This window comes from Psychromonas sp. KJ10-5 (genome assembly GCF_055808325.1).
Map to the genome: position 1 here is coordinate 2,440,431 of NZ_CM147864.1, position 13,635 is coordinate 2,454,065.

A 13,635-nucleotide genomic window follows, 5' to 3' on the forward strand; every position below is an offset into this window, starting at 1 on the left:
AATAAACACACGTTGCGCTATTTTTAAGCTTTGAATTTACAATAGCAGTGCTATTATTTTGTTAATTGAACAAACTATCCACCTTAGTTTGTGCATAACACTTCCAGGATGGAAACATAATGAAAAAAACCTCTACCTTTATACTTAGCCTTTTAGCCATGGGGTTCAGTGCCAATGTATTATCAGTCGACCTAAATATCGCTACGGTAAATAACGCCCATATGATGGAGATGAAAGCCCTCACTCCAGAGTTTGAAAAAAATAACCCAGACATCAAACTAAAATGGCATATCTACAATGAAGGTAGTTTACGCATGCGTGCCATTGCGGATATCGCCTCGGCTGGCGGCCATTATGATGTAGTAACTATCGGTCTATACGAAGCACCCATTTGGGCACAACGTAACTGGTTAATTCCGCTAAAACCCGAAGCAAGTTACGATGAGAACGATCTACTGCCTGCAATCAAATCTGGCCTATCTTATCAAGGCGAACTTTACGCAGCCCCGTTCTACGGCGAAAGCTCAATGTTGATGTACCGTAAAGACATTCTGAAAAAAGCGAATATTGAATTTAAAAGCAGACCAAATTGGACTGACATTGAAAAAGCAGCCAAAGCCGTACACGATCCAGATAACGACATGTATGGAATCTGTTTACGAGGTAAACCAGGATGGGGCGATAATATGGCCTTAGTCTCGACCATCGCTAATAGTTTTGGTGGACGTTGGTTTGACATGGATTGGCAACCAGAAATTAACAGCCCAGCGTGGAACAGAGCAGTGAGCTTCTATGTTGATTTACTTAACAACTACGGGCCACCGAATCCAGATAAAAATAGCTTTACTGAAATACTCTCATTATCTCGCGATGGTAAATGTGCCATGTGGGTAGATGCATCAATTGCAGCCTCTTTTTTAATGGATGAAAAACAAAGTAAATACTCTGAGTTATGGTCTTATACCGAAGCGCCATACCAAGTGACTACTCGTGGAGCTAGCTGGTTATGGTCTTGGTCATTAGCAATCCCTAAAGCCTCTAACAACGTTGATGCCGCGAAGAAGTTTATTAGCTGGGCAACTTCTAAAGAATATATTAAGAAAGTTGCAGATAAAAATGGCTGGGCAAACATCCCAACCGGCACCCGTTCTTCAACCTACAAGAACTCAAGTTACATTAACGCCGTTGGCGATTTTGCTAAAGCCGAGTTAGCCGCATTAAACGGCATCGACCCGAACAACAACACCCTCTACCCATCACCATACTCAAGCGTACAATTTGTACCTATCCCTGAGTTTGTATCGATAGCAGGTTTCGCCGGACAAAAAATCACCGAGGCACTACAAGGAAAAATCAGCGTAGAACAAGCCCTAGACAGCAGCCAAAAAATCGCCCTACGCGAAATGCGCCGAGCCGGCTACTAACCACCAGCAACAATCAGAAAGCATGGCGTCAAATACAACACCATGCTTTTCACACAACCACACTTGAAAACAACTAAACTATTAGTAAAAACACTTCGTAATACCCACAAATAAACACAAGCAAGCAGCGACAGCAATTAGACAAAGTCTAATATTAGGGGCGCAGGTCTTCAGCCTGCAGTTTTTGTGTTCAATACACGTAAATAGCGATAGCAATCAGGTGAAGTCTAATATTAGGGGCGCTGGCTTCAGCCTGCAGTTTTTGTGTTCAATACACGTAAATAGCGATAGCAATCAGGTGAAATCTAATATTAGGGGCGCATGCTTTAGCCTGCCAGTATGCGAGTCATCGCATACAAGGATTAAGCACAATGAGCAAAGCGAACCAACATGCATTTCACAACATAAAACATTAAAGTCAAAACAAGCAGGCTAAAGCCAGCGCCCCAGGGTCAATACATGTTTAGTCACTTTTATAGATAACATAAATAATAAAGTTATAATTGTTTCGTTGAATTAAAAAACAAACACAAATGAGAAGCGGCAGCTATCAAGCAAAGCTTGATTTCGGGGCGCATGCTTTAGCTTGCAGATCTTTTGTGTTGTTTTTTTAGGTTTTTCTATCTTTTCAATTACAAAGTAATAACCCCAAAGTCGACACACACAAAATAAAACACTGCAGACTAAAGTCAGCGCCCCGAAAAGATGTGTCGTAGTTTTCATTGATATCGATAGTCCTCAAAAGATGCCCCGCAATAACCACAAAAAACACAGGAAAGTAGCGATAGCTATCATACGAAGTCTGATATCCGGGCCGCTGGCTTCAGCCTGACAGTATGCGAGTCATCGCATACAACGATTAAGCACAATGAGCAAAGCGAACCAACATGCATTTCACAACATAAAACATTAAAGTCAAAACAAGCAGGCTAAAGCCAGCGCCCCAGGGTCAATACATGTTTAGTCACTTTTATAGATAACATAAATAATAAAACTACAATTGTTTCGTTGAATTAAGAAATAAACACAAATGAGAAGCGGCAGCTATCAAGCAAAGCTTGATTTCGGGGCGCATGCTTTAGCTTGCAGATCTTTTTGTGTTAATGGTTAAAGTTTCTATATCGCTTTCCTATAAAACAATAAACCAAGATCAACACACAAAATAAAACAAGCAGACTAAAGTCAGCACTCCAGGGTCAAAATCAACACACACAAAACACTGCAGGCTAAAGCCAGCGCCCCAGGGTCAAATCAACACACAAAATAAAACACTGCAGACTAAAGTCAGCACTCCAGGGTCAAAATCAACACACACAAAACACTGCAGACTAAAGTCAGCACTCCAGGGTCAAAACCAACACACACAAAACACTGCAGACTAAAGTCACCACTCCAGGGTCAAAACCAACACACACAAAACACTGCAGACTAAAGTCAGCGCCCCAGGGTCAAATCAACACACACAAAACACTGCAGACTAAAGTCAGCACTCCAGGGTCAAAACCAACACACACAAAACACTGCAGACTAAAGTCACCACTCCAGGGTCAAAACCAACACACACAAAACACTGCAGACTAAAGTCAGCGCCCCAGGGTCAAATCAACACACACAAAACACTGCAGACTAAAGTCAGCACTCCAGGGTCAAAACCAACACACACAAAACACTGCAGAGTAAAGTCAGCACTCCAGGGTCAAATCAACACACACAAAACACTGCAGACTAAAGTCAGCGCCCCGAAAAATGCATAGACCCCACCCCATCACGGAATAACCACAACCATCTCATCATCTAACTCATGCAACTTGGCTTTCAATGCCTGCTTTGCTTCGTTATCACCATGTACTATTACTACTTTTGCAGGGCCTTTGCGTATACGTTTAATGAAATTAACTAGGTTAGATTGATCTGCGTGTGCTGAATAGCCGGAAATAGTATGCACGCCTGCTTTTATATCTCGCTTATCACCGTCAATAAATACATAACCGCCGCTTGGTCCATATTGCTGAATCTGACGCCCTAACGTTCCTTGTGCTTGATATCCCACAAACAACACATCGGCGGTTGGCTCACCAATAAAGCGTTTCAAATAATTTACCACCCTGCCACCGCTACACATACCACTGGCCGCAATCACAATTGCTGGTTTATTACGATTCGCCAAATACTCAACCACTTGCATATGCTCTTGGTGCGAATCCACCGTATACAAAGCATCAAAATTAAGCGGTTGCCTTCCCTGCTTCACTCGTCTTTTCGCTTCTGCATCCCACAACGTTTGAAAAGCTTTATAATGCTCAGTGAACCTAGCTGCCATCGGCGAATCCACGATCACCTCAATATCCGCTAGCTTCTTAAACTTAGCCCTAGCCGTAATCTGCTCTAATTCGTAAAGCAACTCTTGAGTACGACCAATACTAAAAGCAGGAATAATCACCACGCCATTATCACTAATCGCCTTAATTAACACCCTCTCTAAACTCTTAGCACGATCTCGACGCCCTTGATGATTTTTATCACCATAAGTACTTTCAATCACCACCACATCAGCTTTATAAGGGCTTTTAGGTGAAGCTAACAAAGGAGAATAAGTCGCACCGAGATCACCAGAAAAAACAACACGACTAGATACCTCAGCGACAGGTTTAACATCAACTTCAATATAAGCAGAGCCAAGAATATGCCCCGCAGGTTGGAATTTTACTTTAGCTCTAACATCCCCTACCAACTTCAATGCAAACCATTGTTTATAAGGCACTGCAACCAACTGAGCTTGTAAACGCGACAAACAAGCCTTAATGATCGATTGATTACGCGTCACACCTACTTTCAATGCATCTTCAATCACCATAGGCAACAACGCAGCCGTCGCTTCCGTGGCAACAATAGGCCCACTAAAACCAGCCGCCAGCAAATAAGGCAAACGTCCAACATGGTCAATATGACAATGCGTCACCAACAAAGCTTGCACCGTACTAATATCAAACTCAATAGATAAAAGGTCATCGTCACCTCGCCCGGAGGTTTCAGCACCTTGGAACAAACCACAATCCACCAACACACTATTACGTTCGTCAATCATCAACTGATGACAAGACCCCGTCACACCATTAACCGCACCATGATGAAGAATATCCATATTCGTTCCCCTCCTTCTCAAAAGTATTGCAAAGAGTATGGTTCACATCATGTTAAATACAAAAAGGGCTTAGTTAAAATGAGAAGTAAATGAGAGGGAAAACAAAATGAAGGAATCAAAGGCACTAAATCAGCGTACTATCAGCTTAGTGCCTTAATCAATGTGAAGAAATAAAATCTACTTTTTAATAGTCAAAGATTTATAGGTCAATTGCTGACCCGTTTCCTTGGCAAACACCTCAACCTTATCGCCCTTTTTACAATGAGCAGATAAAGCAACATGAACACCAATATAACGCTCACGCGGGAAGTTAACTTTAGGTTGGCCACCATAAAACCCATCAGCAACCACAGTTTCAATCACCTCACCATTACACAAGACCTCAAACTCAACAGGCTTTTCAGAGTGACTATAATAGGCACAACCGATCAACACATTATTAGGATTAATCATAAAATGACTATAAACCCACTGTTTATTTTCTTGGCTTAATTTAATGCGTTGTTTATGTAGGAACCGAACTTGTTTCACACACTCAATATCTTGCTTATTCTGTTCGCTAATCTTCTTTCTCAATGCAACTGAAATAGCCTCTTTTTCAATGGTTTTTTTACCATTTACATTAGCATTTTTAACAGCTAAATTAAGATTGTAATACCCATTGATCAAATCAATACTTTCATCATAACAATCCGTTAAACCAATATAACCAATTAACCCAAGCGGCATTGGATTCAAATTCTTACGCTGGAAGTTAGAGGCTGCAGGACGTTTTAAAAATTGCTCAATATCACCTTTAAAACCATGATACGTCACATAATGGTTAAAATGAGAAATCACTTGTTCAACAGGATCGCGCACAAAAGCAATAATATGACGAGCAGAAACCATATCTGAATAACGTGGAAAACTAACATGCCCCGTTACCCAAGTATTTTGCATCGCCTTTAACTCATTCTTAAATGCAAAAGGTGATTTATCCCTATAGATAGCGCTTTGTATCTGTTTCGCAGTATGTTTGGACTTATCACCATAATCACCCAGCACAACAAACTTATCTTCTAAGGCCCTTCTAAAACTAGTACCTGCCGTTTTAGGGATATGAATAAAGAAAAAGTTATTATTTTTTTCTTCGTCACTTAACTCCCTGACTAAACTATTTGCCGAACAGATACTCTTGGTTACATTTTTGGCATTTTTGACAACATCAATAAAAGCCAACCGTTCTTGCTCAGTTGTCCAAGGGTAAACATACCCTTGTTTGCCTTTTAATGATGACTTAATAGCTTGATTACGTTGAATATCCTCTTCACTCTTATGCGTTGGCGCATCCTCTGAAAGCAAACCAGTATTAATACAAGGAAAGCTAGCATGGCTATCAGTTAAACCATTAAAACCTTGATTAATAAAACGCTGAGTCCATTCAACATGGCCGCAACCATAACCTTTAAAAACAGGGTTCAAATATCCCACTTTCTGAAAAGCGCTTAAACTCGTCGCAGTACATTGTCCAGTCACTGATTTAGAAACATATGGAGAGTATATTTTACCCGTTCCTTTTATTAACTTAGTATCACCAATAACTCGCTTATGTGCAAAATTAACATGGCCCCATGTTAAAGCCGTTAATGCCCATGTTGCATCCCAGCCTTGAGCAATAGGTTTACAATCATCTTCTAGTAAAATGCTCACATCACACTGTTCAACTTCATGTAAAAAATAAAGCGCACGGTTTTTATTAGCGACTACTCCTGAATTACTCAGACTAATACAAGTAACCCCATTTTCATCACACCAAGTTTTAGTACCATCTTGGCTGCCATCATCGGCAACCACTAATACAGTCTCTTTATTAGAGAAAGCATTAATCTGTTTAATGTTATCTTGTAGTCGCTCAAGGCGATTATAAGTAATTACCGCAACACCTACTTTTATATTATCTAACGTCGCTTTTTCTAATAAAGGCAAGTTAATAAAATCAACAGCGGCAGTAGGCTGAAAGTAACGAAAAAAAGTTAATAATTGATATGTTTGAACAGGGTAATGTTGCTCTGCCGCAATAATTAAAGCTTGTAAATAGTTGCCCTGTTCAGAAGTTAAACCAGTGCGACGCTTAAACCACATTAAGTTTTCTTTTATCGCATCAAGTGACAATTGATCACTGTCTACCAGTCCCTTTTTTTGATAATCGATAAATGCCTTAGGCTCAGAACGTCCTTGTACACTATGTTGAATTTTACTTACCATTTTTTTAAACATTATTGATTATCACCAAAAATAAATTTCATCTTCCTACTCCAACCTTTTACTAAAGAAAGCTTCTTGTTGTTTAGCTCATATTTAACATAAATATTAGTAGGATCAACTTTTAACGCAGCTAATAATAAAGATTGGCTGATATCACTTTCATCACCCTTAAAATACCAAGCTGCATCTAATAACTTGCTTAATTGTTGCTTTTTCTCAGGTAACTTTTTTCCGGGGGATTTATGTGCATGAGGTAGACTTAGCTGGGTTAAAGGAACACCAGCTTTCTGTAAAAAGTGACCTAAATCATCTGGTTGACAGCTAGCTAAATCTAAATGGATAAAATGTGCATCAGGGTATTCAGAAAAATAGCTCAACACATTAGTCACATGTTGGTGGTATTGCTTGTGCCAAACCTCAATAATATCTGCTTTAGGTTTATCTAAAATACAACGATAACGGTCTAAATAACTCCCGCCACCATGTCTTAATCGACTGTTTATCCAGTCATCAACGGGCCGTGTATTTAAAATAAAAACAGCGTCAGGGTAAGAGCGGTGTAGAACTTTAAACAGATCATTAGCAACATATTGAAAACCATCAGGCGTTAAGGACTCCATATCAGAGAAAGCATCATAATCATCTAACCCTTTTAATAAATCATCCCCATTATCATAATTCTTAAAAATAGTATTCGCTAATTGCCCTTTCATATAATGCACAGAGCGAATACCATTTGCCACTAAGAAGTCATGAATGCTTAACGTACCGCACTTATTAAAACCAATTTGGAATATTTTAGTGTTCATCGTAGAGTAAAATCTTCTCTATCCAATGTTAACCATTGGCTATAACAAGGGTCGTTTAACAAAGGCTCACCCCATGTTTTTTTCATATAATTCACTTCACTCGCAAAGCGTGCTTGTTTCTCTGGTGTATCTTCAGTACCACGACTAATAGACTCATGGTGCACCATTTCAATATAAGGTGACCATAAATTTCGATAACCAGCCTGTTGAACCTTCAAGCACAAGTCTACATCATTAAAGGCAATGGTTAAATGCTGTTCATTTAGTCCACCAACCTGTTCAAATACATCTTTGCGTACCGCTAAACAAGCCGCTGTCACAGCCGATAAATTTTGAGTAACCTTCAAGCGTTTAAAATAACCATCATGCCCTTTTGGGAAATACTTATGAGAATGCCCAGCAACCCCACCTAACCCGGTGATCACACCAGCATGTTGTAAATTACCATCAGGATAATAAAGTTTAGCACCGACACAACCAATATCAGGGCGGCTCATATTTACCACCATCTCCGTTAACCAAGGCTCAGACAATATTTCAATGTCATTGTTCATTAACACTAATAAATCGCCTTTCGCTTGTGTGACCGCATAATTATTAATCGCAGAATAATTAAAAGGCTTATCGTATGAAATAAGCCTAACCTTACCTTCCGCTTCAAGTACATTGAAGTAATCGACACTATCAAGTTCATCAGATTGGTTATCCACCAATAGAATCTCAAAATGAGGATATAAGGTTTTTTTATAAATAGAGTTAATACACTGCTTAACTAACTTTTTAGCATTCTTGGTAGGGATAATAATTGACACTAAAGGTTGCGGATCAGGAATTGGCCAATTCACTTTATAAGTATTAGCAAGTTTACCGAATTCAACAGAAGTAACTTGACCAGCTAACGCATCCTGTAAAGCTTTTAACCCAGCTTGAGCAGAGTATGATTTTTCAGATTCAGCCAAAGCAGTAGAACCTTGAATAGCCCGCCAATGGTATAACACATAGGGCACATGCACTATCTGTTGGTCATTGCACTTAGCAAGACAGCGTAATAACAAATCATAGTCTTGACTACCTTCAAAGCCAACTCGAAACCCACCTACAGATTCCACTAGCTCTCTCTGATAAACACCAAGGTGAGAGACATAATTCATTGAGTATAATAAATCTCGATTCCACTGTGGCTTAAAGTGCGGCAAAACACGTTCACCTTTTTCAGTAATCTTATCTTCATCACTATAAAACACTTTGGCTTGAGGATTATTATGAATAGCCTCCGCCATCGCAGACAAGGCATCACAATGTAACAGGTCATCATGATCCAATAACACAATATAATCACCAATAGCAGCGGCTAAACCATCATTAGAGGCTTTTGAAATATGGCCATTGTCAAAACGTTGAATAACATTAATACGCGTGTCATCAACCAATGAATCAAGGTAATCCGTTAATGCAGCATCTTGAGAGGCATCATCAACAATCACCAACTGCCAATGGCGATAGCGTTGCCCAATAACGGAAGCAACCATCTCTTTAAATAAACGAAGCTCAGGCTGATAGGTTGGTACAATAATTGAAAAGCACGTTTGGTAACGTACAATGTTAATAGCAGATAGCAAACTATTTTGTGCTGTTTGGATTTCAGAATACCCCCCATCAAGGGGGAGTTTCATAAAATACTTTCGGTATAAACGAGCAAGCCAGTCTATTTTTCGTAGTTGTTGACGAAGAGGCATGAAATATTTACTAAACATCAGACATCCGTGTAAGAAAACTATAGAGAGTTACCAATAATATGATTCATTATTAGAGTGGCAACATACCATGCAATAATTGCTTAATATGTAATGACCTAATATATAGTGAATCAACTAAATGGTGATCTTGTCCTGCGGGGATATACTTCAAATCGACTAACCCTTTGTTATCTTTATCTTCTACCAAATAATTAATATCAAAGTATTTCATACCAGAAGTAACAGCAGTGTCCTGTAAGGCCTTATTAAACTTCAAATGGTAATAAGATCTTTCTAAATTCGATGGGAAAGCCGCATTCAGTTTTTTCTTATATTCAAGAATACTTGCGCTATCAGTTATATTTTCAGTAATGATCCTAGAAGTATAATTAACGGCCTTCACTCGACTATTTGTTAACACAGATAAATTAATACCTTTAAAAATAACGTTATTTACATCAATCCCTAACTCACTAACTAAAGTAATAGTATTGTTTATGTATGTTTCTACAAGTTCAGATGCAAAAGTATGAAAATCAATATCATCGCCTTTTACAACTTTTTTGTAATAATACCCTAGTTCAACATCAACCTGCCCTAAAGCAAAACATAAAACATCTGGTTTAAACTGATTAACCTTCCTAATAAAAACTTCACGGCTATTCAAAGAGCTTTTTCTTTTACCAAAACCAGAAATTGTTGCACCAGATAAAGAAACGACTTCACATGCAATTTTTTTAAAACTTGGGTAGATTTCTTTCATTTCGTCAGATAATTTTAGAAGCTGACTGTGGCTATCACCAAATACCAATATTTTCATAATTTACCTTACTAACCTCTTAAATTCTGCAAGTAATTACTCTCTAACTGTAAATATTAATGTTTATCAATGATATAGCTAAATTCAGAAAGTAATCACTCTAGAAGTTTCCCTAATGAAAAATAATTACATTTCCAGAGCTGTTAATTTATTAAGGAAAACTGGAAGTTAGATATATCACATTAATAGAAAGCAACACCAACACTGTCCAAACTACTTTACAAACACCTTTTATATTACATAAAAATAATGTGATTTATTCCATTCCGAGAGCAATTATTACCTTTACCTTCATTCATATTTTTTAATTATCCCTCTCAAGTCTTTTGATAGATTCTTGTACCTGTCTTTAGTTTGCAGCTCTATCTGCTTTACTTTATTCACTAAACCTTTTTTGCTATCTTTTTTTACTCTACTAATATAATTTATGACATTTATATCATTATCATTCAGTTTATCCCCTAGACATTCAAATACTTCACATATATTTACTTCTCCAGATGGTTTCTTTTCAGGAGAGTGAAACTTATGATTTTTATTTACGACATCACTAATTAAAAAGTAATTGCCGTTAATTTCTTTCCCTTTTCTTTTAAATATATGAATTTCATCTATTACGTTTTTAGAAAACACCATGTTATGAAACGCAGTTCCTTCAACTCCAGCAATTTGCTTAGCAGAATTAAAGACAGATATTTGCTCTTGAAAACTCAGCTCTTCTAATTGGATAATTTCCCAACCTCTAAATGATAATAGTATTTCGATAATGTTTTCGTTTGCATATGAATTAAAACCAGAACGACTTAGCCATACTTTTTTATTGGAGTATTTAGAGTTTTCTTCACTATTTCTACTTAGGTATGAATAATGATTTTTTGTAAATTTAGACCATATAATATAGTTTCTATCCGTTACAGTAAGTTCTTCACACTCAATTGTTTCCTGAACAAAAATATGATTAACATTTTCTAAACCAAGGTGTTTAAATATTAAATCTTGAAACTTTTTTCTATATTTAGTGTTACCAACCCAAATAATGTTTTCTTCACCATTATAATTAGATAGCCTAGATAAAGACTCGAGTATAAAATGACCATAATGAGCATACAAATAGCCACCAAAAAAGCTTTTACCTTTAATTGTTTCTATACTGTTATTATTGGAATTTACCACATTTAGAACTGCTTCATCCGGGTAGTTAATATAATCAATCACACCCTCTCTTTCTCTATAAAAATCAGGTACAGTTACTTTCCCTTCTTCTTCTATTAAGTTTTTTTGTAGCACTTTTACATTATAATATGTTCTCATCTTTACTTCCTAATTAGAGAATGGCAATTTTGTTTTATATTCTGAGATTTTTTTGTTTATAAATGAGCCATTTGGCCTTATCTTCTTTGCCATCTCCATTAATACTAAAGCTGTTTCAATTTTATTATCTTTTTCTAGCTCTAAAGCTATATCCCTGAGCACTGTAGCATCACGATCTTCTAACTTATCTCCTTTGAGGTTATTTATTAAAAGGTTAAGTATCGAATCTACATCTGAATTGTTTATGTAATAATCACTATTCTCTGGATATTTATTGAAATCTTTACTGAAGTGTATGCCATATTTATCTTCAATTAATGCATTTGATGCCTTAAATTGATTAAATAAATTTATAGCTTCTACTCGATTGGGCATAACTTTGATATCATCTTTATTTATTTTTTTTCTGATTTTTCTGATCACATGAGGTGGGGCATTATTCTCAATTAACTTATGAGACACCAAGCTTTGTCTTCTATTTACTCCTTCATTAATAAATAAACTCTCCAATTTAGTTTGTAAATTCAAACGAGTTGAAAAATCTAAACATATATCATTACCATGAAGTTCATCAAAATTAGCAATAATTATATTTTCCTCGCCAAATACCTCTTCCCAAAGGCTTATTTTTTTATTGAAATCTAAGTACTCATATAAAGCAGTCGTTAATTCCGGTAGTGCATTAGGGCTATGGCCACATAAAACACTTGATATTAACTGATTTCTTTTCGTTCCTTTACTGCTCTGCTGTTTAAACGATAAAGCTAATTTATCTTGTCTGCGTAGATATACGACTATTTTAATATTTGAAAACTCTTTATTTAATTTGTTCTTTAAACTGAGTAACAATTTTTTATTATTTATAGCTGATAGGTGTTCACCAGAGATAATATTATTATCATATTGAACATTATTAATTAGTTGATCTATTTTATTGGAAATCCTAGTTATCAACCCCAACTTATCATGCTCAAATTCAACAATATTAGATGAGTTACCATCTTTATCTAAATGCAAAAAATCCCAATTTAATTCATTTAGTTGTTCCTTTGCATTTAATAATGATTTTTGAAGAGAACTAGATCCTGTTTTATGGCACCCTATGTGTAAATATAGGCTTTTAGATGCGGTGTTTTGAACCTTGGATAGATGTGACAAATAATCTTTATACTTTGATTTTATTTCTTGATACTCACTAATATATGAAGAGAACTGCTCTTTGGCTAAATCATCAGTTACTTCATTTTTATCCATACTTTTGAAATACTCATCATTATGTCTTATAACTCCTTTTTTCCCCATTCCTCTACCTCGAGTTCTTCTATTTATGAACTCTTCATGGCTTTTAACTGCATAATGATTTAATTGTGCTGTATCTAACGCAGCTTTTCCTTCCGATAAAGGAGATGAACCTTTTCTAAATTCATAATATACATTAGATTTTTCTTTATTTTCTGTCGGCACGATCCACTTTAAATCGGTTATATCTTGGTCGTTAGTAAAGAAAGGTCTATGAGGTCCGAATCCCCTCACTGTTTCAGTTAACTTCCATAATGATTTTAAAGACCTATTAACCTCGTCATCATCTGAAGCCCTTTTTATAAATCTATTAATTACCGGCTTATCGTTGTAGTCCGTTTCATATGAAGAACCAAAAATAGCCCAGTTGAAAGAGATAACATCTGGATTTTTAAACTTTTCAATAAGAGATTGAAGACTTTTATCTTTCTTTAAGACTAAGAACTCATCCATATCTACCATTAATACATAATCAATATTTTGGTTTGCTTTAATAATAGGAAATACAGTATTAGCCCCACTAATTTGTGGCTTTGTCCCTTCTTTTACTATGTTTTCTACAAAGTTGACATTACTATCAATTGTGTTCAAAAATTTTAATACATGCTCACTATCATCCGAACAATTATTGTAGACATAATAAAATGTAGTAATGCCTAATTTTTTATACCATAAATAATGTTCAATTATGTAAGGAGATTCGTCTTTAAGAAATGAAACTAAAGCAATATTCATCGTTTTACCCTTTAATAAATTTTTATAGTGTTGGTTTTTTATTACGGTTGCGTAACCAATTTCGTTTATTCTCTTTCCGATACGATTATTAAAATCGGAAATAGCTTTTATG

At 36.4% G+C, this 13,635-nt stretch carries 8 protein-coding genes; 1 reads left to right on the forward strand and 7 read right to left on the reverse strand.

What is annotated here, in order from left to right; all coding sequences use genetic code 11:
• The first annotated feature begins 119 nt into the window (after window positions 1-119).
• Complete coding sequence (locus AC0L3W_RS10780; RefSeq protein ID WP_409438919.1) at window positions 120-1,424, forward strand: ABC transporter substrate-binding protein; 1,305 nt, start codon at window positions 120-122, stop codon at window positions 1,422-1,424.
• Window positions 1,425-3,189: 1,765 nt separating this feature from the next.
• Here AC0L3W_RS10780 and AC0L3W_RS10785 read toward each other — a convergent pair.
• The 7 genes from AC0L3W_RS10785 to AC0L3W_RS10815 form a co-directional block, all read right to left on the reverse strand.
• The gene (locus tag AC0L3W_RS10785) at window positions 3,190-4,566 is read right to left on the reverse strand and encodes an MBL fold metallo-hydrolase RNA specificity domain-containing protein (protein WP_409438918.1); all 1,377 of its coding nucleotides are present in this window, start codon (window positions 4,564-4,566) and stop codon (window positions 3,190-3,192) included.
• 177 nt (window positions 4,567-4,743) lie between these two features.
• Window positions 4,744-6,825, reverse strand: a complete 2,082-nt coding sequence (locus AC0L3W_RS10790; protein WP_409438917.1) for a glycosyltransferase — start codon at window positions 6,823-6,825, stop codon at window positions 4,744-4,746.
• The gene (locus AC0L3W_RS10795) at window positions 6,825-7,622 is read right to left on the reverse strand and encodes a sulfotransferase (protein WP_409438916.1); all 798 of its coding nucleotides are present in this window, start codon (window positions 7,620-7,622) and stop codon (window positions 6,825-6,827) included. Before AC0L3W_RS10795 ends, AC0L3W_RS10790 begins: the two co-directional genes overlap by 1 nt.
• Complete coding sequence (locus AC0L3W_RS10800; protein ID WP_409438915.1) at window positions 7,619-9,376, reverse strand: glycosyltransferase family 2 protein; 1,758 nt, start codon at window positions 9,374-9,376, stop codon at window positions 7,619-7,621. Before AC0L3W_RS10800 ends, AC0L3W_RS10795 begins: the two co-directional genes overlap by 4 nt.
• Window positions 9,377-9,428: 52 nt before the next feature.
• Window positions 9,429-10,178, reverse strand: coding sequence for a hypothetical protein (locus AC0L3W_RS10805; protein WP_409438914.1), 750 nt, complete (start codon window positions 10,176-10,178; stop codon window positions 9,429-9,431).
• 291 nt (window positions 10,179-10,469) lie between these two features.
• A complete protein-coding gene (locus tag AC0L3W_RS10810) occupies window positions 10,470-11,489 on the reverse strand; it encodes a glycosyltransferase family 61 protein (protein ID WP_409438913.1) in 1,020 nt (339 codons plus the stop codon).
• 9 nt (window positions 11,490-11,498) lie between these two features.
• On the reverse strand, window positions 11,499-13,523 hold the full coding sequence (locus tag AC0L3W_RS10815) for a glycosyltransferase family 2 protein (protein ID WP_409438912.1): 2,025 nt from the start codon (window positions 13,521-13,523) through the stop codon (window positions 11,499-11,501).
• Between the last annotated feature and the right edge of the window lie 112 nt (window positions 13,524-13,635).

Coding starts and splice junctions, on each gene's coding strand:
- AC0L3W_RS10805 (WP_409438914.1), bottom strand. CDS start 10,178: ATGAAAATATTGGTATTTGGTGATAGCCACAGTCAGCTTCTAAAATTA.
- AC0L3W_RS10810 (WP_409438913.1), bottom strand. CDS start 11,489: ATGAGAACATATTATAATGTAAAAGTGCTACAAAAAAACTTAATAGAA.
- AC0L3W_RS10785 (WP_409438918.1), bottom strand. CDS start 4,566: ATGGATATTCTTCATCATGGTGCGGTTAATGGTGTGACGGGGTCTTGT.
- AC0L3W_RS10815 (WP_409438912.1), bottom strand. CDS start 13,523: ATGAATATTGCTTTAGTTTCATTTCTTAAAGACGAATCTCCTTACATA.
- AC0L3W_RS10795 (WP_409438916.1), bottom strand. CDS start 7,622: ATGAACACTAAAATATTCCAAATTGGTTTTAATAAGTGCGGTACGTTA.
- AC0L3W_RS10780 (WP_409438919.1), top strand. CDS start 120: ATGAAAAAAACCTCTACCTTTATACTTAGCCTTTTAGCCATGGGGTTC.
- AC0L3W_RS10800 (WP_409438915.1), bottom strand. CDS start 9,376: ATGTTTAGTAAATATTTCATGCCTCTTCGTCAACAACTACGAAAAATA.
- AC0L3W_RS10790 (WP_409438917.1), bottom strand. CDS start 6,825: ATGTTTAAAAAAATGGTAAGTAAAATTCAACATAGTGTACAAGGACGT.